This is a genomic window from Paracoccus sp. (in: a-proteobacteria) (assembly GCF_047605025.1).
Taxonomy (GTDB): domain Bacteria; phylum Pseudomonadota; class Alphaproteobacteria; order Rhodobacterales; family Rhodobacteraceae; genus Paracoccus.
The window spans coordinates 36393-59082 of record NZ_JASGGO010000026.1 but is presented as its reverse complement, the minus strand read 5'-3'; the positions used below and the strand labels follow the sequence as shown (position 1 = coordinate 59082).

At 66.0% G+C, this 22690-nt stretch carries 22 protein-coding genes and 5 pseudogenes; 10 read left to right on the top strand and 17 right to left on the bottom strand.

The features are described 5' to 3' along the window. Positions 1-362: 362 nt before the first annotated feature. The 8 genes and pseudogenes from QM682_RS14580 to QM682_RS14545 form a co-directional block, all read right to left on the bottom strand. Positions 363-1529, bottom strand: a pseudogene (locus QM682_RS14580) (IS110 family transposase); the annotation flags it as partial. Continuing rightward, entirely contained in the window at positions 1526-1795 is a 270-nt protein-coding gene (locus QM682_RS14575) for a CoA-transferase (protein WP_415130985.1), read from the bottom strand. The pseudogene QM682_RS14580 and the gene QM682_RS14575, both read right to left, overlap by 4 nt. Positions 1796-1868: 73 nt before the next feature. Then, a pseudogene (locus tag QM682_RS14570) lies at positions 1869-1925 on the bottom strand (hypothetical protein); the annotation flags it as partial. Positions 1926-2013: 88 nt separating this feature from the next. Continuing rightward, positions 2014-2391 (bottom strand): aldehyde dehydrogenase family protein, encoded by a 378-nt coding sequence (locus QM682_RS14565; RefSeq protein ID WP_415130975.1) that lies wholly within the window; start codon positions 2389-2391, stop codon positions 2014-2016. Between the two features lie 114 nt (positions 2392-2505). Continuing rightward, positions 2506-3163 (bottom strand): annotated as a pseudogene (locus tag QM682_RS14560) (aldehyde dehydrogenase family protein); the annotation flags it as partial. A 24-nt stretch (positions 3164-3187) separates the two neighbouring features. Continuing rightward, positions 3188-3379, bottom strand: a complete 192-nt coding sequence (locus QM682_RS14555; protein ID WP_415130973.1) for a DUF2783 domain-containing protein — start codon at positions 3377-3379, stop codon at positions 3188-3190. Beyond that, positions 3367-4947: an FAD-dependent oxidoreductase gene (locus tag QM682_RS14550; RefSeq protein ID WP_415130971.1), complete on the bottom strand. Its 1581-nt coding sequence runs from the start codon at positions 4945-4947 to the stop codon at positions 3367-3369. Before QM682_RS14550 ends, QM682_RS14555 begins: the two co-directional genes overlap by 13 nt. Before the next feature lie 24 nt (positions 4948-4971). Beyond that, the gene (locus QM682_RS14545) at positions 4972-5931 is read right to left on the bottom strand and encodes an MBL fold metallo-hydrolase (protein WP_415130969.1); all 960 of its coding nucleotides are present in this window, start codon (positions 5929-5931) and stop codon (positions 4972-4974) included. Between the two features lie 117 nt (positions 5932-6048). On the opposite strand from QM682_RS14545, the gene QM682_RS14540 reads away from it, so the two are divergent. The 3 genes from QM682_RS14540 to QM682_RS14530 all read left to right on the top strand — a co-directional run bounded on the left by QM682_RS14540 (position 6049) and on the right by QM682_RS14530 (position 8587). Then, on the top strand, positions 6049-6771 hold the full coding sequence (locus tag QM682_RS14540) for a LuxR C-terminal-related transcriptional regulator (protein WP_415130967.1): 723 nt from the start codon (positions 6049-6051) through the stop codon (positions 6769-6771). An 84-nt stretch (positions 6772-6855) separates the two neighbouring features. Then, entirely contained in the window at positions 6856-7095 is a 240-nt protein-coding gene (locus QM682_RS14535) for a hypothetical protein (protein ID WP_415130965.1), read from the top strand. Between the two features lies 1 nt (position 7096). Continuing rightward, complete coding sequence (locus QM682_RS14530; protein WP_415130963.1) at positions 7097-8587, top strand: sodium:solute symporter family transporter; 1491 nt, start codon at positions 7097-7099, stop codon at positions 8585-8587. Between the two features lie 161 nt (positions 8588-8748). Here QM682_RS14530 and QM682_RS14525 read toward each other — a convergent pair whose 3' ends face one another. Genes QM682_RS14525 through QM682_RS14510 form a run of 4 tightly spaced genes read right to left on the bottom strand, consistent with a single transcriptional unit; the run spans position 8749 to position 11683 of the window. After that, positions 8749-9042: a hypothetical protein gene (locus QM682_RS14525; protein ID WP_415130961.1), complete on the bottom strand. Its 294-nt coding sequence runs from the start codon at positions 9040-9042 to the stop codon at positions 8749-8751. Between the two features lie 25 nt (positions 9043-9067). Then, positions 9068-10357 (bottom strand): NAD(P)/FAD-dependent oxidoreductase, encoded by a 1290-nt coding sequence (locus tag QM682_RS14520; protein ID WP_415130959.1) that lies wholly within the window; start codon positions 10355-10357, stop codon positions 9068-9070. A gap of 4 nt (positions 10358-10361) precedes the next feature. Beyond that, positions 10362-11522 carry an APC family permease gene (locus tag QM682_RS14515; protein WP_415130983.1) on the bottom strand — a complete coding sequence of 387 codons (1161 nt, stop codon included), beginning with the start codon at positions 11520-11522 and terminating at the stop codon, positions 10362-10364. Continuing rightward, positions 11477-11683, bottom strand: coding sequence for a hypothetical protein (locus QM682_RS14510; protein WP_415130957.1), 207 nt, complete (start codon positions 11681-11683; stop codon positions 11477-11479). The genes QM682_RS14515 and QM682_RS14510 overlap by 46 nt, the downstream gene beginning before the upstream one ends. 130 nt (positions 11684-11813) lie before the next feature. Between QM682_RS14510 and QM682_RS14505 the strand changes: the two genes are divergently transcribed. The 3 genes from QM682_RS14505 to QM682_RS14495 all read left to right on the top strand — a co-directional run bounded on the left by QM682_RS14505 (position 11814) and on the right by QM682_RS14495 (position 14286). Beyond that, positions 11814-12866 carry an AraC family transcriptional regulator ligand-binding domain-containing protein gene (locus QM682_RS14505; RefSeq protein ID WP_415130955.1) on the top strand — a complete coding sequence of 351 codons (1053 nt, stop codon included), beginning with the start codon at positions 11814-11816 and terminating at the stop codon, positions 12864-12866. Positions 12867-13016: 150 nt separating this feature from the next. Further along, on the top strand, positions 13017-13787 hold the full coding sequence (locus QM682_RS14500) for a prephenate dehydrogenase/arogenate dehydrogenase family protein (protein ID WP_415130953.1): 771 nt from the start codon (positions 13017-13019) through the stop codon (positions 13785-13787). 64 nt (positions 13788-13851) lie between these two features. Continuing rightward, positions 13852-14286, top strand: a complete 435-nt coding sequence (locus tag QM682_RS14495; RefSeq protein WP_415130951.1) for a MarR family winged helix-turn-helix transcriptional regulator — start codon at positions 13852-13854, stop codon at positions 14284-14286. On the opposite strand, the gene QM682_RS14490 is transcribed toward QM682_RS14495, so the two are convergent. Continuing rightward, entirely contained in the window at positions 14283-14705 is a 423-nt protein-coding gene (locus tag QM682_RS14490) for a MarR family winged helix-turn-helix transcriptional regulator (protein WP_415130949.1), read from the bottom strand. The two genes, QM682_RS14495 and QM682_RS14490, sit on opposite strands and share 4 nt — an antisense overlap. Before the next feature lie 145 nt (positions 14706-14850). Here QM682_RS14490 and hmgA point away from each other — a divergent pair, with 145 nt between their 5' ends. The 3 genes from hmgA (at position 14851) to maiA (ending at position 18144) form a co-directional block, all read left to right on the top strand. Next, positions 14851-16230: a homogentisate 1,2-dioxygenase gene (hmgA, locus tag QM682_RS14485; RefSeq protein WP_415130947.1), complete on the top strand. Its 1380-nt coding sequence runs from the start codon at positions 14851-14853 to the stop codon at positions 16228-16230. A 73-nt stretch (positions 16231-16303) separates the two neighbouring features. After that, positions 16304-17509 (top strand): fumarylacetoacetase, encoded by a 1206-nt coding sequence (fahA, locus tag QM682_RS14480; RefSeq protein WP_415130945.1) that lies wholly within the window; start codon positions 16304-16306, stop codon positions 17507-17509. Further along, a complete protein-coding gene (gene maiA, locus QM682_RS14475) occupies positions 17506-18144 on the top strand; it encodes a maleylacetoacetate isomerase (protein WP_415130944.1) in 639 nt (212 codons plus the stop codon). Before fahA ends, maiA begins: the two co-directional genes overlap by 4 nt. A gap of 204 nt (positions 18145-18348) precedes the next feature. Here the strand turns inward: maiA and QM682_RS14470 are convergent. Further along, positions 18349-18631: pseudogene (locus tag QM682_RS14470) on the bottom strand (transposase); the annotation flags it as partial. Positions 18632-18802: 171 nt separating this feature from the next. Between QM682_RS14470 and QM682_RS14465 the strand changes: the two are divergent. Further along, positions 18803-19252, top strand: a pseudogene (locus QM682_RS14465) (IS21 family transposase); the annotation flags it as partial. Between the two features lie 14 nt (positions 19253-19266). Here QM682_RS14465 and QM682_RS14460 read toward each other — a convergent pair. The 3 genes from QM682_RS14460 to QM682_RS14450 all read right to left on the bottom strand — a co-directional run bounded on the left by QM682_RS14460 (position 19267) and on the right by QM682_RS14450 (position 22659). Then, positions 19267-19554: a TSUP family transporter gene (locus tag QM682_RS14460; protein WP_415130942.1), complete on the bottom strand. Its 288-nt coding sequence runs from the start codon at positions 19552-19554 to the stop codon at positions 19267-19269. A 93-nt stretch (positions 19555-19647) separates the two neighbouring features. Then, a complete protein-coding gene (locus tag QM682_RS14455) occupies positions 19648-20940 on the bottom strand; it encodes a M20/M25/M40 family metallo-hydrolase (protein ID WP_415130940.1) in 1293 nt (430 codons plus the stop codon). A gap of 75 nt (positions 20941-21015) precedes the next feature. After that, a complete protein-coding gene (locus QM682_RS14450; RefSeq protein ID WP_415130938.1) occupies positions 21016-22659 on the bottom strand; it encodes a dipeptide ABC transporter ATP-binding protein in 1644 nt (547 codons plus the stop codon). Between the last annotated feature and the right edge of the window lie 31 nt (positions 22660-22690).

Here is a 22690-nt window from a genome sequence, read left to right as displayed (position 1 = left end):
CGACCTCAACGACCTCAACGACCTCAACGACCTCAACGACCTCAACGACCTCAACGACCTCACATGGGAGGAACCTAGTCAAGTGGTTCAGTCTGGCATTGGCGAGGTTCCTCTGTTTCACTCCAGGTCCGAACCCGTTTGCATGACACGGCCCTGTTCCGGGCACGATCAACCTCACATCCGGTCGCCGCTCGCGACGGCTACACCAACATCCCGCGTGCGGCGGGGCCGGGTTCGGGAAGACGGGACCATTCTGCTTGTCGGCGTTTCAGGCCAGCCCGTTAACCGATCCGTCCACCCGGATCGACCGGGGCTGATCGGGCCCCGGTCAACTCTGCGATGAACTCAGAAGGGAGACATCGCGCAGTCCGTATCGCCGCCCCTTCGATAACCACGCCGGCGGTGACGTATTTCCAAAGGGCGACCAGCAGCTTGCGGGCCAACGCCACGATGGCGGGCTTGCGCATCCGTCCTCCGTTCCTGGCAACCTTCTCGTGGAACCAGCGGGTCAACACTGAGTGCGATTGATGCTGCAACCAGAGCTAAGCGAGCTGGATCATCATCGACCGCAACCGCGGATTGCCTGCCTTGGAGACGCCCTGCTCGCGGCTGACCGATCCGCTCTGCCATGGGGTCGGCGCCAGGCCCGCATAGGCAGCCACCTGCCGTCGGTTGTCGAAGGAGCGCCAGAAGCCTTCGGAACACAGAATGGAGGCACCCTCCGCTCCGATCCCCTTGAGCTCCAGCAACATCACAGCCTGGGCGGCGCTCCCCGGACCCCGATCCTGCGTCAGCAGCGCATCCCGCTCCGCTTCGATCGTCCGGACCTGTTCGACGATGAGTCCCAGCCGGTCGAGTTCGCGCACGATCTGCGCCTTGAGGCAGGCGGGCAACGGGCGGCCGTCTCCGGTGCGGAGCTCCTCGATCCTGTCGCGGCGATCCCGGTGCAGGGGCTCATATCCGGCCACACCTTGCGCGAAGAGCAAGCCCTTGATGCGGTTGACATGAGCAATGCGCTCGGATGCCAGAACCTTGCGCTCGCGGCTGATGCGCCGACGATCCTCTTCGTTGGGGCTCGGTGCCCGGACCATGGCGCAGACCCGGGGTTCGCCACGCTTGAAGGCTAGGAGGGTCCGCACCAGGGTTTCGCCGTCGAGCCTGTCGGTCTTGGCGCGCCTGCGTCGGCGCGAGGTCTCGATCGAGGCCGGATCGACGACATGGCTCTCGATCCCTTCCTTTTCGAGTGCGCGGTGGATCCAAAAACCATCCAGACCAACCTCCTGGATGACGATGATCGGAAAATCGTACCCCGTGCGTATCTGCGCCTTTTCCTTCAACCTCAGAAACCGTGCCATCAGCGCCGCGACATCGCCGCCGGGCACGGTATGGCGCGACATCTTCTCGCCGCTGCCGGGCGAAAGAGACGTGACGACCCAGCTCGAACGGCTGAGTTCCATCGAGACGAAAATCGCGCCAAGATCGACACGGATTGCGGCCGGCTCGAGATGTCGGTCATTCGAAGAGATCATGATCTTCTCCAGCAGTTTGGTGGTTGGGCAACCCCACTCTGCCAGAGCGCCGGTCGCCATCCATCCCATGGGATCTGCTTGTTGCCGTCCTCGACCTTGGTGCCAAGTCCGGTGGGGGCCAAGACACCCCCCAGGCCCATTCCACCGGCGCAGATCCGCTCGACCAGGGTGCCCTGCGGCACCAGTTCGACCGCGCTTTCGCCAGAGATCATGCGGGCCTGGGTTTCCGGGTTCAGCCCGATATGCGAGGTGATCAGCCTCCGCAACCGCCCCGACCGAGACCAGTTTGCCGATGCCGCGACCCGGCATGGCGGTGTCGTTGGCGACCACCGTCAGGTCACGCGCATCGCGCGCGACCAGGGCGTCGATCATCCGGTCCGGGGTGCCGACCCCCATGAAGCCTCCGATCATGATACGCGCACCGTCGGGGACGAGGGCTGCGGCCTCCTCGGGGCTGAGCGCGCTGCGGATCATGCCGGCCCGCCTAGCCGAAGAGGGCCTGGGCGGTGGTGTTCTCGATCAGCCCCGCGATCCCGAACTGGATGCCGATGCCGGACTGCTTGACGCCGCCGAAGGGCACGTTCGGCTGCACCGCGCCATGCTTGTTCAACCAGACCGAACCGCTTTCCAGCCGCCGCGCAACCGCGCCCGCCGCCACCGGATCGGCGCCCCAGACCGAGGCGCCAAGCCCGTTCGGATTGTCATTGGCAAGGGCCACCGCCTGATCGACATCGCCGTAGCGGATGATCGGCAGGGCGGGGCCGAACTGTTCCTGATCGACCAGCCCATCGCCATTGTGCAGCCCGGCGATGATCGTCGGGGGACAGAACAGCCCCCTGCCCGGGGCGCCGCCCAGCAGCACCTTGCCACGCGCGCTGGCATCCGCGACCAGCGCCGCGACCTTGTCGAATTGCGCCCAGTTCCAGCGTCAGGCGCTTGAGATTGCCCGCCGCGGCCCGCATCACATGCCGCCCGGTGGGGGCCGAGCCGGTGAACACGACCTTGTCGATCCCCAGATGTTCCGAGATGGCGGCCCCGAGGTTGAAGCCGGTATCGTCGCCGGTCACGATGTTCAGCACGCCGGCCGGCGGCGCAGCACTTGCCAACTCGACCATGCGCAGCGTCGCGAGCGGCGTCAGGGGCGGGGGCTTGATGACCACCGCATTGCCGGCCCGCAGGGCGGGCAGGATGTGCCAGATCGCGATCATCACCGGGAAATTCCACGGCGTGATCGAGCCTACGACGCCGATCGGCTTGCGCAGCCGCCGCACGCGCCCGGTTTCGTCGTCCTGAAGCACTTCCTCGGGCAGCGAAAGCCCGGCGGTATAGCCTGCCCAGGCAGCGGCCCCGCCCATCTCCCAGCGCGAGCCGAGCCCGTTCAGCGGCTTGCCCTGTTCCTGCGTCAGCAGCCGGGCCAGTTCCTCGGCATTCGCGGTCAGGATGTCGGCAATCGCGGCGCAGGCGTCCGAACGCGCCTAGTCGGGCAGCGCGGCCCGGGCGGCGGCGACAGCACGGTCCAGATCGGCGGCCGAGGCGTTCGGAGCCTCGCCCACCACCGCGCCGGTCGACGGGTTCAGCACCGCGAACCGGGTGCTGGTGGCGACCTGTTGGCCGCCGATGGTCAGATCGAACATGGGTTCTCCTCCCCTGGATTCAGTTCAGCGCGGACGCGCGGCTGCGATGGCGGCCGAGATCACCTCGGGATCGCCGATCTGGTTCATCAGGATCAGGGCGAAGCGCGCCCAGAGCTTCAGGCTTTCGGCGTCGGACAACCCATCATGCATGGCGACCAGAGACTCATAAAGGTCGTCGTGGCGGGCCAGGTTCGGGGTCAGGTTCAATGCAGGCATGACTTGCCTCCCTTGGCGCGGATCAGCGCCGTTTCGACATCCTCGGCGGTGGCGTCCTTCCAGCGCGCCGCGACATAGTGATCGGGACGGACCAGGACGGCCGCGCCGGGGGTCAGGCCCAGCCGTTCGGCTGCCAGCCCCTCGACCGGGACCAGGCGCACACCCGGCGGCACCGGGCCGGTCCAGTCGATGGCCAGAAGGGTGAAGTCGTTGCCCAGTTGCTCGAGCAGCCATCCGTCCGCGTGGGGCGCATCCAGGACCGGCGTACCGGGGACGGTGCCACCCTGCCAGCTATCGCGGTCGGGCGTGGACAACCGGCTTGCCGGGTAGCTGACCGGGGTGGACAGGCGGCCCGAATTGACGAAGGGCCGGGCAAAGTCGTGGTCCTGCGCCAGTTCCAGCACCGCGTCGCGCAGGGCCTGGCTCGCCGTCGATTTCGGGGTCAGGAAATCGGTCGAACGGCTCGAGTTCAGGATGTTTTCATCCGCCGTCGCCACGGCCTCGTCGTTATAGGTCTCGATCAGCGATTCGTCGGCGGCACCGCGCAGCACCAGATCCAGCTTCCAGCCCAGATTGTCGATGTCGGCAAAGCCGCCATTGCAGCCGCGCGCGCCAAAGGGCGACACCAGATGCGCGGAATCTCCGGCAAAGATCACCCGGCCATGGACAAACCGGGCCATGCGGCGGCACTGGAAGGTATAGACCGAATACCATTCGCGCTCGAACTCGACCCCTTCGCCCAGCATGGCGCGGACATAGGGCTCGACATTCTCGGGCCTGATCGCGGCCTCGCGGTCGATGTTCCAGCCAAGCTGGAAGTCCAGCCGCCAGACATCGTCGGGCTGCCGGTGCATCAGGGCCGAACGGCCGGGGTTGAAGGGCGGATCGAACCAGAACCAGCGCTCGGGCGGCATCTCGTGCTTCATGCGGATGTCGGCGATCAGGAAATTGTCCTCGAAGACCCGGCCCTCGAAGTCCAGCCCCATCTTGTCGCGCACCGTCGAGCGTGCGCCGTCGCAGGCGATCAGCCAATCCGCGTGCAACAGGTAATCGCCCCCGTCAGCCGAGACCGCCAGTTCGACCCCGTCGTTCAGCGGCGTCACCGCATCGACGCGGTGGCCCCAGCGGATGTCGATATTGGGCAGGGCCTGCGCACCGGCCAGCAGGTAATCCTCGATGTAATACTGCTGGATGTTGATGAAGCCGGGTCGTTTCTGGTTCCTGACCGGCAGCATGTCGAACTGGTAGACCGGCTGGTCGCCCGAGCCCCAGAACACCTTTCCGACATTCCAGGTGACGCCCTTCTCCACCGCCGGATCGCCGACACCGAGCCGGTCGAGGATGTCCAGCGAGCGCTTGGAAAAGCAGATCGCCTTGGAGCAATGCGCGACGAAGTCCAGCCGGTTCAGCACCGTGACCGCATGGCCGCGCCGGCCCAGATCCAGCGCCATCGCCAGCCCCACGGGGCCGGCGCCGACGATGACCACCTGCGCCCGATCCTCGGCATTGGCCGGCACCGCCGTGGCGCCGATTTCCTTGAAGACGGGAATGCCCGCAACATTTGCCATGATTTTCTTCCCCCCTGGTGCTCATCAGCCCTGCAGTTTTGCCCAGACCTCGCGGTCGCGCTCGGCGGTCCAGATGCGCGGATGCTCGATGCCGTCGAATTCGTCCCAGAGCCGCTGCACGTCGAAGGGCAGGCAATGTTCAAAGATCGGCCAGGCGCCGAACTCCGGGGCCAGCGCGTCGCGCGTCGCCTCGAAGGCGGCCTTCAGGTCGCCCCCGGCCTTGTGGACGCGACCGACATTCTCGATCATGCCGTTCAGGAACTTGCGGGTCTGTTCGACCGCCGCATCGGTTTCCGCGACGCCGCGCGACACCGCACCCCGCCCACCGATCAGGTTTTCGGACCGATAAGCCTTCACATTGTCCAGCGTCTTGCCGGCCCAATCCATGTGATAGGCGTCGCCGGTGTAGAGCGCGGCTTTCGATTCGACCAGATCGCCGGCGAACAGCGTCCGGGTCTTGTCGTGCCAGACGGTAATGTCGCCGCCGGTATGGCCGCGGCCCAGGAAGCGCAGTTCCAGCTTGCCGCGACCGCCGCCCAGTTCGATGTCGTATTCCGTGTCGAAGGTGATGGTCGGCCAGGTCAGGCCGGGCACTTCCTCGGCATTCTTGGCCAGGCGCGGCATCCGGCCGAATTCGCTTTTCCAGTCCTGTTCGCCGCGTTCCGCCACCAGATCGCGCGAGGCGTTCGACATGATGATGTCCTGCGCATCGAAGGCGCTGGCGCCCAGCACCCGCACGGCGTGGTAATGCGTCAGGATCAGGTAGCGCACCGGCTTGTCGGTCTGCTCGCGCAGGATCTTGAGCCAGTCGCGGCTGGCCGAGGGGGTGGCCCGGCTTTCGATGGCGACGATGAAGTCCTCGCCCTCGACGGCGCCGACGTTCGGGTCGCCCTCGGCGGTCAGCGCATAGACGCCATCGGCCAGAATCTCCAGCGTGTCGGTCTTGGCGGCGGTATCGGCGGATGATGCGAAAGCCTTGGTCATCGCGTCTCTCTCCCTTGCTATTCGGTGGGTTTTGTCCTCATATCATTTCTAATGAAACGATTTCGGCCCGTATGTCCGCAGGTCTATCGACAGGGCGATTTTGCGAGGAGGGTTCACATGGTCGGACTGATCAATCCCGATCTGGCGGTCGAATTGCTCGAGGCGCGGGACCAGAACCTGTTCGCCGAAAGGCTGCTTCAGATCGCCCATTCCACCGCCGGGGTCGAGGAACTTTTCGCTTATCGCGTTGATTCCGGGGCGCCAGTGGTGCTTGCCTCGTCCAGCGGGCTGGGCGACGTGGCCGAGCGTGCCGGCGCCTATGCCCGCCGGTTTCACCGCAGCGATCCTGCCGCGCAGGCCCGGCGCGCGGCGCCGCCGGACAGCGGATTCGCCTGCCGCATCCCAGCCGCATCCATCGAACTGGGCGAATATCGCAAGCTCTGTTTCGAGCGCCCCCGATTCGTCGAGAAGATCTGCTTCGGCTGGCGCAGGGGCGACGAATCGACCGTCGTGACCTTTTATCAGCGCCACGGCGATGCCGAACCGGACATGGCGCAGCTGGGCGCGCTGGCGCAGCTGGCGATCACCGGCCTGACCCGGCTGGCGCAAAGCCCGGCGCCGCTGCTGGATCAGGTCCGCGCCCGGCTGGCGCAGTCCCATCCCGTCCTGACCCCGCGCGAGCGCGAGGTCTGCGCCCGCACCCTGACCGGCCAGACCGCCCGCCTGATCGGCGAGGATCTGAGCCTGGGCATCGGCACCGTCCTGACCTATCGCCAGCGCGCCTATCAAAAGCTGGGCATGAACAAGGCCAGCGATCTTTTGGCCGCGATCATGGCGTGATCTGTCCATAGGGCTGCGGACAGACAAGCCCGACCCCTTCCCGCATTTTCGTTTCGCATGAAACGATTTTTGGGAGGAGGTCCCATGCCTGATCTGCCGTCACATTCGCCACCCGATTCACCCCGCCCCTGGGCGCGCGTCATACTGGCCGCGCTGCTGTTCCTGCCGGTGCCGCTGATCGCGGCCTTTCCCGGCGCCGCCGCCTTTCTGGCGGATCGCTGGCTGGGGGTCCCGGCAGCAGTGCTGGTGATTCCGGCCTATCTGCTGGTGTTCATCCTGATGGCGCAGTCTAACTCGGGCTTTGCCGCCCGGATGGGGGGCTGACATGTCCGCCAGCATCATCAGCTTTTTCGCGACCATCGCCGTTACCCTGGCGATCACCGTCTGGGCGGCGCGGCGCGGGCAGAGCAAGGCCGCGCTTTACACCGCCGGCGGCGAGATCAGCGGCGGCCAGAACGGCCTGGCCATTGCCGGAGACTTCCTGTCCGCCACCACGCTTCTGGGCACCACCGCGCTGTTCTATGCCAAGGGCGCGGATACGGCGCTTTACTACATCTGTCCGCTGGTCGGCTTTGCGCTGCTGCTTCTGCTGATCGCGGGGCCGCTGCGCCGGCTGGGGCGCTTTACCATCGGGGACGTGATGGTGGCCAAGCTCGGCGACGAGCGGATGCGCCTGTTCGCGGCCACCAGTTCGATCACCATCGCGCTGATCTACCTGATCGCGCAGATGGTCGGCGCGGGCACGCTGATCTCGGTGCTGTTCGGGCTGAGCTTCACCCATGCCGTGCTGACCATGGGCGTGCTGGTCACGATCTATGTGGCTTTCGGCGGCATGCTGGCGGCGACCTGGGTGCAGATCGTCAAGGCGGTGCTGCTGGTCGCCTCGGTCGCGGGGATGAGCCTGCTGGTCCTGGCCCAGACCGGCGGACCCGCAGCACTTTACGGCCGCGTCGCCGAGCTGCACCCGCTTGGCAGCGGCGTCTTCCGTCCGGGCGGGTTCCAGATGGACCTGTTCTCGGCCCTGTCCTTTGCGGTTGGCCAGTCGCTGGGCATCCTGGGCCTGCCGCATCTTCTGATCCGGTTCTTTACCGTCCCGGACGAGGCTGCCGCGCGCAGGTCGATCACCGTCGCCGTCTGGATCATCGGCATTGTCTTTGCGCTGCTGTTCGTCTTTGTCGGACCGGGCGCGGTGGCGCTGGTCATGGGCGAGCCGGCCTTTCAGGCTGCGGATGGCAAGGGCATCATCGGCGGCGGCAACATGGCGGTGCTGCATCTGGCGACCGCGCTGGGGGGCCAGCCCTTTTACGGCATCATGGCCGGAATTGCCTTTGCCACGATCCTCGCGGTGGTCGCGGGGCTGACCATCTCGGCCGCCTCGGCCAGTTCGCACGACCTTGCCAACACCCTGCGCGGCAGGCCGGTCTCGGACCGGACCGAGGTCATGGTGTTCCGGCTGGCGACGGTCGCGATCTCGGTCGCGGCTATGCTGCTTGCGATCCTGTTCCAGCACGAGAATGTCGCCTTCCTTGCGGCGCTGGTCTTTGCCATCGCGGCCTCGACCAATTTCCCGGTGCTGATCCTGGCGCTCTACTGGAAGCGCACCACGGCGGCGGGCGCGATGGCGGGCGGGTTTGCCGGGCTGGTCGCCTCGGTCCTGCTGATCGTGCTGGGACCTTCGGTCTGGGTCAAGATCCTCGGCCATGCCGCGCCGGTGTTCCCGTCGGACTATCCCACGCTGGTCACCGTTCCGCTGGCATTCGCCGTGGCGATCGCCGTGTCGCTGGCGGGACCGCAAAGGCTGGCGGCGCGGGTCTGAACCCCCGGCGGCTCCGGGGCTTTAGCAGACAAAGCGGCCCTGCCCCCACCATGGGGACAGGGCCACAAGTTTCGTTGTGGCGGGAAGGCTGGCGCAGGGCAGGACGACCCCTCCGGCACGACAGGAGAGGGGCGGCCATTGCAGCCGCCCCCCGCAAACGGTCAGGCGACCGCGAAGTAGTTCTTGACGAAGCGGTCCGAGGTCACTTCCCACAGGATCGCGGTGCCCTTTTCGACGAACCAGGCGTCGCCCACGCCATAGCTGGTGGCGATGCCGGTGCTCTCGTCGGTCAGGGTCACGCCGAAGAACGCACAGGATACCGGATCGGTGGGTGCGCCATGGATCATGCTGCCCATGCATTGCACGTCGCCTTCCAGCACCTCCGAGCCGAGGTTGGTGACGCTGCCCCAGGGGTCGAGAGCGGGAATGGTGGTGGTGTCGATCTTGGTGATCATCGGTCTTCTCCTTGTGGTTGGTAAATCAGCGGCGGCCGTTGAAATAGCCCGACAGCTGGTGCCAGCATTTCGCGGCGGTGGTGATGGCCGGCCAGGCATGGTCGGTCCCGAGGATCAAGACATGCGGGATCCGGGCCATCAGGTCATAGCGGGCCGAGCCCTCGCTCATCCCCTCGGCCAGCACCTTGCAGACGATATGGCTGGGGGTGACGCCAAAGCCGGAATAGCCCTGAACATAGAAGGCATTCGGCCGGTTCGAGAACGTGCCGATCTGCGGGAACAGGTTCGCCGAACAGGCCATCGGGCCGCCCCAGGCCATGTCGATCCCGACATCGCGCAGATAGGGAAAGGTCTTCAGCATCAGCGCGCGGTTCCATTGCGCCAGATCCTGCGGGATGTGATCGACCAGCGGCGTGGCCGAGCCGTAAAGCAGCCGGTTCTCATTGGTGACGCGGTAAATGTCGATCACCGGGCGGATGTCGGAATAGGCGCCGCGGATCGGGCTGATGCGCTGGATCAGCTCGTCAGACAGCGGCTCGGTCGCGATCTGGAAGGCGAAGGTGTTGATGGTTTTGCCGGCGATCTCGGGCTCCATCCGGTTCAGGAAACTGTCGCAGGCCCACAGAAGCTTGTCGGCCCGCACGGTGCCGGCATTGGTGCGCACGGTGATCTGCGCGCCATATTCGACCGAGATGGCGGGCGAGTTCTCGAAGATCCGCGCGCCAAGCCCGACCAGCGCCTGCGCCTCGCCCAGCAGCAGGTTCAGCGAATGGACATGGCCGCCGCCCATGTGCTTGATGCCGCCGGCATAGACCTCCGAGCCGATGATCTGCCTGACCGCCGGACCTTCCAGGAACTGGATGTCCTCGACGGGATCGACGGCGCGGAACTCGTCGAACCAGGTCCGCAGCGTCTTCATCTGGCGCTTGTTATAGGCCATGTAGCCGTAGCCACGGCAGAAATCGGCGTCGATGCCATATTTGGCCACCCGGTCGCGGATGATGCCGGCGCCAAGGTTGGCGATCTTGAACAGCGTCTCCAGCCCCTGCGGGCCGACGTGCTTCTTGACCGCGTTCAGGTTGCGGCCGGTGCCGCCATAGCCCAGATGGCGGCCCTCCAGCACCACGATATTGGTGATGCCCTTTTCGGCCAGCTCCAGCGCGGTGTTGATGCCGGAAAAGCCGCCACCGATCACCACGGCATCGGCCTGGATGTCATCGGTCAGACGCGGAAAGCTCAGGTCGTATTTGCGGGTCGCGGTGTAGTAGCTCAGCGCATCCAGATGGCGCATCACCTTGGGATCAAGCATGGACATGGGATCAGACCTCGGAAATGGCCGTGCCAAGCGCGGCGTAAAGCGCGGGACGGCGGTTACGAAGGAAGACGGCATAGGCGGCGCCCAGAAGGCCGAAGGCGACGACGATCCAGGGGAAGGACCAGACGATGGGGCTGTCGGAACCCGCCAGCAGCGGCAGGTTGGCGATGACAAGGACCAGCCCGGCCAGCGCCAGCAGCGGCGCCACCAGCCGCGCCCAGGGCCCCAGGCCATGCGGGTTGCGGCGGAACCAGGCGATGATCGCGAACGAGACCAGGATCTGCACCGACAGGATGCCGATCACCGCGATGGCCGAGGTCCAGGAGAACACGACCGCATAGGGATCGAGCCCGGCCAGCACCGCCGTGATCATCAGACCCGCCGCGACCAGCGCCTGCACCCGCCCCGCCACATGCGGCGAGCCGTGACGCGGATGCACGTTGCCAAGGCTGCGCGGCAGCAGGCCGTCGCGCCCGAGCGCCAGGAAATAGCGGTTGATCGTATTGTGAAAGGACAGCGCCGAGGCGAACAGGCTGACGATCAGCAGCGTCTCCATCACGGTGACGGACCAGCCGCCCAGCACATCGGCCACCGCGTTGAAGAAGAAGGTCTCGCCCCCCGCAGCCGCGACCGACTGGACCTGCTCCGCGCCGTAATACTGGGTGATGGTCCAGGTCGAAAAGGCGTAGAAGCCCACGATCAGCGCCACGGCGGCATAGGTGGCGCGGGGAATGGTGCGCTCGGGGTGCTCGGCCTCTTCGGCGAAGATGGCGGTGGCCTCGAAGCCCATGAACGAGCCGACGACAAAGACCAGCGCCGCGCCCAGACCGGGGACAAAGACCGTGGCCGGCGCGAAGGAGGTCAGCGAGAACTCCTGCGGCCCCCCGTCGCGCAAGAGGATGCCGATGTCCAAGGCGAACAGGATGGCGATTTCGGCCATCATGCACAGACCCAGCAGCTTGCCGGAAAAAGCGATGTTGCGCGCGCCGCAAAGCCAGATCACGGCCATGATCACCAGGATCGGCAGCCACCGGGGCAGCGCGATGCCCAGCACCGCCAGCGCGCCCGAGACGAAGATGCCGAACAGCGCATAGACCGCCAATTGGATCATCTTGTAGGTCAGAAGCGAGATCGCGGCGGCGGCGACCCCGGCCGGGCGGCCCAGGCCGGTGGTGATGAGGGCATAGAAGCCGCCGGCGAGACGCCGACGACCGAGGCCAGCGGCGCCGCCGCCGCGACCACGAAGAACACGATATGGGTGGTGCCGATCGAATTGCGGGCAAGGCCCGCGGGACGCGCAGCGTCCCCGGTTACGTTCTGTGACATGGTGCTTCCCTGATGAGTTGCGGCTATTCCCTGCCGCTTCAGTTTCGTTTCATCCGCAACAAATTATAGGCGCGATATCGCGGCGCAAAAAATTGCGAAATGCGCCAAGACCACGGGCGGGAGCGGCGGGATGGACCAGAACGGGCCGGTTGCGATGATCCGGGTATCCTCGCTGGTGCCGGTCCTGCGCGAGCTGGACCGGCGCGGGCTGCAAGGTGGTCCGCTGCTGTCGCGCCATCTGCTGAGCCGCCCCATGCTGGCCGACAGCTATGCCGAGATTCCCTTGCAGCGTTATGTGGCCTTCCTTGAGGATGCGGCGCTGTGCGCGGCCGATCCGCTGCTGTGCGCCCGGGTCGGGACCGGCTTCCGGCCCTTCGACCTGGGCCCGGTGGGGCTGTTGTTCGCGGCCTCCTCGACATTGCGGCGCGGGCTGGAGCGGCTTGCGCAAAGCCTCAACGCCTGGCAGGGCGGCACCGCGATCCGGGTCGAGACCGACGGGGAGGCGCTGACCTGGACCTACCGCATCGCCGCGTCCGACATCGGGCCGCATCGGCAGGACAGCGAATATACGCTGGCGGCCACGCTGGCCTTGGCGCGCGATGTCTTCGGCGCCGCCGGTCGCCCGGTCGAGATCCATGTCGAACATGACGCGCCCGAGGATGTGGGCGGGCTGACGCGGATTCTGGGGATGCGCCCGGCCTTCGGGCAGACCGCCAACCGTCTCATCTTCGACCGTGCTGCCGCCGAGCGCGTCCTGCGCCCCGAGGAACACGGGCTGATGTCGGTCCTGTCGCGCCATGTCGAGGATCTGTCGCGCCCGCCCACGCCCGGCGATCTGGTCGAGCGGGTGCGCCACCTGATCGCGCTGCATCTGGGCCAGCGCCCGGTCACGCTGGCGTTGGTCGCGGCCGAGTTGAACCTGTCCACCCGCAGCCTTCAGCGCAAGCTGGCCGAACATGGCACCGCGCTACGTCCGTTGGTCCTGCAGGTGCTGCTGGAAACCGCGCGGCCAGTTGCGCGAGGGCCGCAGCTCGAACGCCGAGATCGCCCAGCGGCTGGGCTATGCCGATGGCACCGGCTTGTGGCGCGCCATCAGGACCGCGACCGGAAGGCCCCCAAGGACCATCGCGTCGAGCCGCCGCCCGATCAGACCCTTGACCCGCCGGACGGGAAGGACCTATAGGCGCGGCATGAATCGCAAGACCCTGTTCCCGAGCCAAGCCTATTACCCGCTGCCCTGAGCAGCGGATGCCTTGTCATGACCGCTGCTGCCCTGCCAGCGATCCCCCTGCGATCCTCGACCCCTGGCACATCCACCCCCAAGGAAAACGCCATGTTTCGTGCCATATCCCGTGATTGCCCCTCCGATTGCTCCGCCGCCGCGCCGTCGATCCTGATCCTGGGATATGGCGCCTTTGGTCGATTGGCGGCGCGGATGCTGGCGCCCCATGCGCGGGTTACCATCTGCGACCCCGACCCCGCCGCGCAGGCCCGCGCGCAACAGGCCGGGCTGGCGCTGGCGCGGCTGGAACAGGCGGGCGGTTTCGGTCTGGTGATCCTGGCGATGCCGGTTCCGGCGCTGGAGCCCGTCCTGACCCGGATCGCGCCGCACCTGCGGCCGGGACAGGTGGTGTCCGATGTCTGTTCGGTCAAGGAAGGGCCGGCCCTGCTGATGCAGCGAATCCTGCCGGCGGATGTGCAGATCCTGGCCACCCACCCGCTGTTCGGCCCGCAAAGCCTCGGCCAGCCGGGCGCCCCGGCGCGGATCGTGCTCTGCCCGCTGCGCGGCACCGCTTGGCGGCGCATCGCGGCCTTCCTGCGCGCCCGCCTGGGCCTGAACGTGATCCTCAGCACGCCGCAGGAACACGACCGGCACGCCGCGCTGACCCAGGGCCTGACCCATCTGCTGGCCCGCGCCATGGCCGGGTTCCAGCCCCATCCCCGCATCCGCACCCACAGCTTCGACCTGATGATGCAGGCGCTGGCGATGGTCTCGGGTGATGCGCCCGAGGTGTTCGCGGCCGTCACCGAGGGCAATCCCCATGTCGCGGTCCTGCGCGACCGACTGACGCAATCCCTCCTATATCTCGCAATACCGGCTTGATCTTGGCCTCCGGCCGCGAGATTGTTACATTAGAAACAATCTCGCGGCCACGGATCGGACCTCCATGCGGATCGAAAGCTTTCTTCCCTATCGCCTTGCCGTGGTGGCCGAGGCCATGTCGCGGCAGCTCGTCGCCGTCTATGGCCGCGAGCACGGCCTGACCCGCGAGGAATGGCGGCTGCTGTTCCTGCTCGAGGATGCCGGCACGATCGATTCGCTGGAACTTGCCGGGCGCACCTCGCTGGACAAGGTACAGGTCAGCCGCGCCGCCTCGCGGCTGGAAGAAAAGGGCATGATCCTGCGGCGCATCCCGCCCGGGGACCGGCGCCTGCGCGAATATTCCATCACCCCGGCCGGCCGGGCGCAGTTCCGGCGGGCTTTCGGCGCGGTCGAGGCCAAGGCCGGCGCCGTCCTCAAGGCGATGCAGCCCGAGGACCGCGACGCGCTGGAAAGAGGCATCGGCGCGCTCGGCGATGCCATCCGGCGGATCGAGGGCTAGGTCCTGGCCATCCAGCGTTCCAGCGCGCGGGCGACATGCGGGGCATCCTCGCCCAGATCCTGCATCAGTTCGGCCTGAAATGCCTCGGCGATCCTGCCCAGCCGCCACATCAGGGCGCGGCCGCTGTCGGTCAGTTCCAGCTCGACCAGGCGCTGGTCGGTGTCATGGACCGATTTGCGCAGGTAGCCGGCCTTTTCCAGCCGGGTGGCCGCGCGGCTGACCATGGACTTGTCCAGGCTGACGCGGGCGTTGATGTCGCGCACGCTGACCGGCCCCGAGTTCGCCAGATGCGCCAGCACGCGCCATTCGGGAACCGTCAGCCCCGCCTCGGCCTCGTAGAGCGCGGCGAATCGCCGGCTGACCTGGGCCGCCGCGACCGACAGCCGATAGGGCAGGAAACTGTCGAGATCGAAACCCATGCCGCACTCCTTCCGGTTCGGAAACGCCGGAAAATCATTGCAATAGCAATAAATCCGAACCCGGCATGAAGCAACCGTTGACATCGTTGCTGATGCAACGTTATTTTCATTGCATCAGCAACGAATATGAGGGGGAGGAGCCCGAATGACATCTCATGCATTGCCGCAAGGCATGATCCGCGCCGAGAACACCACCGGCACCGTCGCCGGCTACATGCCCGGCTTCGGCAACGACTTCGAGACCGAGGCCCTGCCCGGCGCCCTGCCCCAGGGCCAGAACAGCCCGCAGAAATGCGAATACGGGCTTTATGCCGAACAGCTTTCGGGAACCGCCTTCACCGCGCCGCGCGGCCAGAACGAGCGGACCTGGTGCTACCGCATCCGCCCCTCGGTCCATCATACCGGGCGCTTCAGCCCGATCGATGTGCCTTACTGGAAAACCGCGCCGAACATCGCGCCCTATGATCCCAAGGGCCAGAACATCATGTCGCTGGGCCAGTATCGCTGGGATCCCATTCCCGTCCCGGACGAGGATCTGACCTGGATCACCGGCATGCGCACCATCACCACGGCGGGCGACGTGAACATCCAGGTCGGCATGGCCAGCCACGTCTATCTGGTCACGCAGTCCATGCAGGACGAATATTTCTTTTCGGCCGACAGCGAACTGCTGATCGTGCCGCAGGAAGGCAAGCTGCGCTTCTGCACCGAACTGGGCATCATCGATCTTGAGCCGAAAGAGATCGCCATCATTCCGCGCGGCCTCGTCTATCGCGTCGAGGTGCTGGAAGGCCCCTGCCGCGGCTTCGTCTGCGAGAACTACGGCCAGAAATTCGAACTGCCGGGCCGCGGTCCGATCGGCGCGAACTGCATGGCCAACACCCGCGACTTCAAATGCCCGGTCGCGGCCTACGAGGATCGCGAGGTCCGCTCGCGCGTCGTCATCAAGTGGTGCGGCCAGTTCCACGAGACCTGGATCGATCATTCACCGCTGGATATCGTCGCCTGGCACGGCAATTACTGCGCCTATAAATATGACCTGCGGACCTATTCCCCGGTCGGCGCGATCCTGTTCGACCATCCCGATCCCTCGATCTTCACGGTTCTGACCGCCGCTTCGGGACAGGAGGGCACGGCCAATATCGACTTCGTGCTGTTCCGCGAGCGCTGGATGGTGGCCGAACATTCCTTCCGGCCGCCGTGGTATCACAAGAACATCATGTCCGAGCTGATGGGCAATATCTACGGCGTCTATGACGCCAAGCCACAGGGCTTCGCGCCCGGCGGCATCAGCCTGCACAATTGCATGTTGCCGCACGGCCCGGACAAGAACGCCTTCGAATATGCCTCGAACGAGGAACTGCGCCCGGAAAAGCTGGACGAGACGATGAGCTTCATGTTCGAGACCCGCTTTCCCCAGCACCTGACCGAATTCGCCGCCCGCGAGGCGCCGATGCAGGAGGAATATATCGAGGTCTGGGACCAGCTCGAGAAGAAGTTCGACGGCAAGCCCGGCATCAAGTGACGCGACCCGCAGCCGGGGGCAGTCCGCCCCCGGTTCCCCATGGGATATTTCCACAAGAAAGAAGGAGACGGCAGTGGCTTTGATCCGGTCCCGGGTCGCAAGCGCCAATCAGGCGGATTGCCCCTTTCCCCTCAACAACCTGCCTTATGGCGTCTTTTCGGTCGCTGGCGAGGCGCCGCGCTGCGGCGTGGCCATCGGCGACATGATCCTGGATCTGGCCGCTTGCGAGGCGAAGGGCCTGCTGGATGCGGGCGGCACCTTCTCCCAGCCGCAACTGAACGGGCTCATCGCCCGTGGCCGGGCCGAATGGGACCGGCTGCGCGCCCGGCTGACCGATCTTCTGGCCGAGGGCGCCTCGGGTGATCTGCCGCTGGTTCCGATGGCCTCGGCGCAGATGCACCTGCCGATCCGGGTGACGGAATACACGGATTTCTACGCCTCGAAAAACCATGCCTTCAACGTCGGCGTGCTGTTCCGGGGCCCCGAGAACGCGCTGCCGCCGCAATGGACCCACATGCCGATCGGCTATAACGGCCGTGCCTCGTCGGTGGTCGTCTCGGGCACGCCGATCCGCCGGCCGATGGGCCAGCTGAAGGGCGAGAACGGCCCGGAATGGGCGCCCTGCCGCCGGCTGGATCTGGAGCTCGAACTCGGCGCCATCGTCGGTGCCGACAGCGCGATGGGCAGCCGGGTCAGCGTGCCCGAGGCCGAGACGATGATCTTCGGCTATGTGCTGCTGAACGACTGGTCGGCGCGCGACGTGCAGGCGTGGGAATACCAGCCGCTGGGGCCGTTCCAGTCCAAGGCGCTTGGCACCACCATCGGCGCTTGGGTGGTCACGCAGGCGGCGTTGGAGCCGTTCCGGTCCCCCGGGGCCGAGCGGGCGAATCCGCTGCTGCCCTATCTGGCCGAGGATCGTCCCGGGCTTTACGATCTGGCCATCGGCTGGACCATGAACGGTCAGGAAATGGCCCGGACGAATTACAACGTCATGTATTATTCCAGCGCCCAGCAACTGGCGCATCACACCAGTTCCGGCTGTCCGATGCGGGTAGGCGACCTGTTGGGCTCGGGCACCATCTCGGGGCCGGCGCCGGACCAGACCGGGGCGCTGCTGGAAATGACCCAGTCCGGCAAGCGGCAGGTCACGGTGAACGGTGAGCCGCGCACCTTCATCGAGGATGGCGACGAGATCGGCCTGTTCGCCGAGGCCCGCGGCGAAGGTTATCGCATCGGCTTCGGTCCCTGCACCGGCCGCGTCCTGCCGGCCGAAGCATGAGCGTGGTTCTGCACGACTACTGGCGTTCGTCCGCATCCTATCGGGTGCGGATCGCGCTGGGGCTGAAGGGGATCGCCTACGACCGGGTGCAGGTCGATTTGGTGGCCGGTGCGCAGCGCAGGCCCGAACATCTGGCGCTGAACCCGCAAGGGCTGGTGCCGGCACTGGAGATCGACGGGCTGGTGCTGACGCAATCGCTGGCGATCCTCGAATATCTCGAGGAAACCCAGCCCGAACCGGCGCTGCTGCCCGGCGACCCCGCCGCCCGCGCGCATGTCCGGGCGCTCGCGCTGGCCATCGCCTGCGAGATCCATCCGGTCTCGAACCTGAAGGTGCTGGCGCGGGTCGAGGCTCTGGCCGGGCGCGAAGCCCGCGCGGCATGGAACCGCGACAATATCGCCGAGGGGCTCGCCGCGTTCGAGCGGATGCTGGATCATCCCGGCTTCACCGGCAGGTTCTGCCACGCGGACCGCCCGGGACTGGCCGATTGCGTGCTGGTGCCCCAGATCTACAACGCCCGGCGTTGGGGCGTCGAACTGCCCGAAAGGATCACGGCGGTCGAAGCCGCCTGCCGCGACCTGCCGGCCTTCATAGAGGCCCACCCCGACCGCAACATGCCCGGGAGAATACCGTAGGCGCCTGAACCGGACGGCGCGGGTCAACAACGGATGGATGATCACGCGGCAATCATATTGGGGTGACCTGTGTCACTACTAGACTGCTCGTCGTCGTAGCCGGATGGATCCCGTCGGAACTGTTTCCCCTCGTTCCAGGCGTCGCTACCCTGCCTCGCGCTTTTGGGTGCAAGGGGCGTGTGTGCCCCACCAGGTTCGTCATCGTCACGCCGCCAGCAGACGAGGCAGCCTGGCGAGGTTGTTGGCGGCCATCGTCAGGACGAAGCGGGAGCGCGCCCGTTCGAGGTCGCGATAGACGGTCCGCGCCATGCCGTCGACGGTTTTGGCCCAGCCAAAGTCGTCCTCAATGCGTTTGCGGTTCCGTTGGGACTTGGCATAGCCGTCGTGCCGGGTGGTGCTGCCGTCGATTGCTGAATAACGCGCTTTTTCGCGCGGCATGTGGCGTCACGCAGGCATGCCGCAGGTCGGTAACGAAATCGGCCTCATCGAAGTGTTGTCCGGCTTGGAATAAGGACCCCGCTTCTGGGGTGATCGGCGTCCAAAAGGGACCCCACCGGCCAGGGGTTGGGTCCATTGGGCTTCCGCTGATTATCGGAGGCCGAGCGCGGGATGCTGGTCGTGGAGAGTGAGCCAGTGAGGCGCCACTGGTCCGAGCCCGCTGGCGAACGCAAAAATCAGGCGGCTGCATTTTACCGAGGGCAAGGGGATCAAGACGATCTGCCGTGACCTGAAGCTGTCGAAGAAGGTGGTGCGCAAGGTGATCCGCACCGGGATAACGGAGTTCACCTACACCCGAACGGTTCAGCCACGCCCGAAGCTGGGCGCCTGGCTTGAGGAGCTGAGCCGACTGTTGGCGATCAATGCGACTCGTGGACGCCGGGAACGCCTGACGCTGATCCAGATCTACGAGGAACTGCGCGGTCTCGGGTATGAAGGCGGGTATGATGCGGTGCGCCGCTACGCCTCGGTCTGGGCGCGCACTCAAAGCTCCGGTGCCTCGTCCGCCTTCGTGCCGCTGAGTTTTGCCCCCGGCGAAGCCTATCAGTTCGACTGGAGCCACGAGGTTGTCCTGATCGATGGGGCGACGACCACAATCAAGGTGGCGCATGAGGCAAACGCCGATCACCGAACCGATGGCGATGAATGGCCCCAGTGCCGGATCAGGCCGAAATCGACGGCGCCGAGCTTGTGATGGCCCTGGATCGCGCGGAGCGAATTGAAGATGATCGTACCGATGGAGGTGGCCACACATACCTGCATCACATGGTCCGAATGATAGCCCATCGCGCCGTAGACATAATAGAGCGCCGGGACGAGGATGATCCCCCCGCCCACGCCCAGCAATCCCGAGATGACGCCCGCCAGCGCGCCGGCGACCCCGACCACCGACAGCAGCAGCGCGAGGCTCATGCGTCGCGCTCCGGCGCCTTGCCCGCGGCGATATCGGCGAAGACCCCGGTCATGCCCAGCAGGGCCTGCCGCATCAGGGGCTTCAGGACATGCTCATTCGGCGCGTGCTGATTGCAGCCCGCATAGCTGTGCGGCACCCAGATCGTCGGCAGCGCCAGCACTTCGGCAAAGCAGTCGTTCGGCAGCGACCCGCCAAGGTTCGGCAGCAGATGCGGCGCGAGGCCCGTCGTCCGTTCCAGCGACCGTGCGGCGAAGCGCACCCAGGGGTGGTCCGGGTCGAGTCGCGGGGAAAGTTCCGCCATCGGCGGCGATCACCTGCACGGCATCGAAGCCCCTGGCCGCCAGATGGCGCCGCAGCGCCGGCACGATATCCCCGGCATCGGTGCCGACCACGTAACGCAGTTGACAGGTCGCGTGTGCATGACCCGCGATCGCATTCACCGGCGCCTCGGGCACACCCGACTTCATCGCTAGAACGGCAAAGCTGTTCCAGCCGAAAACACGCTCGCCCGGGGTCAGGCTTTCTTCGCCCCAGCCGGGGTCGAGCGTGATCCCCGCCTCTACCGGCGGCAGGACGGAAAGCACCTCGCGGATGCGCGGGGTCAGGCTGTCGGGGCGCCATTCCGGCACGAGAATCTGCCCCCGCGCATCGGTGATCGTGGCCAGCGCATGGGCCAGAATGATCGACGGGTCCGCGATCAATCCGCCGAAATTGCCCGAATGATGTGCCCCTTCACGCAGATCGACCAGCAGGTCGAAACTGACGCCGCCACGCGACCCCGTGAAGATCGTCGGCCGTTCGGGCGACAGCCGCGGCCCGTCCGAAGCGATCAGCACATCCGATTTCAGCAACGCGCGCTGTTCAGCGCAGAACTGCTTCAGGCCGGGGGAGCCGGCTTCCTCGCCCATCTCGATCAGCACTTTGGCGTTGAAGCCGAGCTTCCCCTGCGCCGCGATCAGCGCCGCCAGCGCACGCAGATTCACGAGATGCTGGCCCTTGTTGTCGGCCGAACCGCGACCATAGAGCCGCTCGCCGTCCTGCGTCAGATCGAAAGGCGACAGGTCCGCGCGCCACTGGCCTTCCTGTGCGCGCACGACATCGCCGTGGCCATAGACCAACACCGTCAGCGCCGAAGGGTCCTCGATCCGCTCCGCCGTCAGGAGCGGCCCGGCCCCCGCCACGGGATTGTCATGGATCTGCCAGACAAAGCCCATCTCCTCCAGCATCGGCACCATGTGGCCGGTCAGATATCCGGCCAGATGAGGCAGCCCGCGGGGGTCCTGGCTTTCGCTTGGAACGGCGACCAGCGCCGCCAGATCGCGTTCAAAGCCGCCATCGTCGAAATAGGTCGCGCTATGGGTCAGTGCCGCGTCACGGATGATCATGTCGTCCTCGATTCTGCCGGAATATCTATGTGGTTCTGACCGTCCTGCATACCATCAGAGAGGCAGGCGCCGGCTTCATGCCGCGCCCTCCGCCGGGGGCAGGGCCGCGACATCGGGCACGACCCAGCCCTGCCCCGGCTGCGCCGCCAGAAGCTGTTGGGTATAGGGATGTTTCGGATGACCAAAGACCGCATCGACTGTGCCTTGCTCGACGATCGCGCCCTTTTGCATGACGATCAGATTGTCGCAGATCTCCGCCGCAACGCGCAGGTCATGGGTGATAAACAGAATCGTCAGGTCCATCTTGTCGCGGATCTCGTTCAGAAGCTTCAAAACCTCCTTTTGCACCGAAACATCGAGCGCCGAGACCGCTTCATCGGCGATCAGAACCTTTGGCCGCACCATCAACGCCCGCGCGATGCAGATCCGCTGCCGCTGGCCGCCGGAGAACTGGTTCGGATAGCGGTTCAGGGCCTCGGGCCCCAGCCGCACGATCGACAGAAGCTCCCGCGCGCGGGCCATCGCCTCGTCCCGGTTCTCGCCAAAGTTCACCGGGCCCTCGACCAGCTGATCGCCGATCCTCCGGCGCGGGTTGAGCGAGCCATAGGGGTCCTGAAATACGATCTGGATATCCTTGCGGAACGGATGCAGCGCCGCGCGCGAACAGATCGCGACATTCGTGCCCTCGACCCAAACCGCACCGTTGTCAGGGTCTTCGAGCCGGATCAGGCATTTCACCAGCGTCGATTTGCCCGATCCGGATTCCCCGACGATGCCCAGCGTTTCGCCTTCGCGCACCGAAAAATCGATCTCGCTGCCGGCCTGCACGGTGCGGGCCGGGCGAAACATCGTGCCCTTGACCTGATAAGTCTTGTTGAGCCCCGCGACGCGCATCATTTCGGACCGCTCTCCCAGATTGCGCGTGCTGCCGCCCCTGAGCGGAACGGCATCGATCAGTTGGCGGGTGTAGGGGTGGCGCGGTCGGCTCAGAACCTCATCCGCCGTGCCCTGCTCGACGATCCGGCCCTGCTTCATCACGATCACCCGGTCGGCAATCTCGGCCACGACATCGAAGTCATGGGTAACGAACATGATCCCCGCGTCGTGCTTTTCGCGCAGATCCTTGAACAGATGCAGGATCTGCGCCTGTGTCGAAAGGTCGAGTGCCGTCGTCGGTTCATCCGCGATCAACAGCGCCGGGTCCAGCGCCAGCGCCATCGCGATCACGATCCGCTGCCGCTGACCACCCGAAAGCTGATGCGGATAAGAGGCATAGATCCGCGCGGGCTCCGGCAAACGAACCTCCTCCAGAAGCCGCATCGTGCGGGCGCACCGCTCGGCCGCCGACAGGCTGGTGTGCGCCTCGAACATTTCCTCGATCTGATTGCCGACGGTATAGCACGGGCTCAACGCGCTCATCGGCTCCTGAAAAATCATCGCCATCCGCGCGCCGCGCAGCTTGGCGTGTTCACGCGGCGCGATCTTCAGCAGGTCGCGGCCCTCAAAGATCACCTCGCCCTGCGACGGGTTCAGCACCTTTGGCAGCAGGCCCATCGTGGTGAAGGAGGTGATCGACTTGCCCGAACCGGATTCGCCGACAATGCAGACGATTTCCTTGGGCATGATATCGAGGCTGAGGTTTTCCACCGCATGCGGTCGGTCTCCGTCTTTGGGCAGATCGACGGTCAGATTGCGGATCGACAGGATCGGATCGGTCATCAGTTGCGGCCCTCCGGCGCGGTCACGTCGC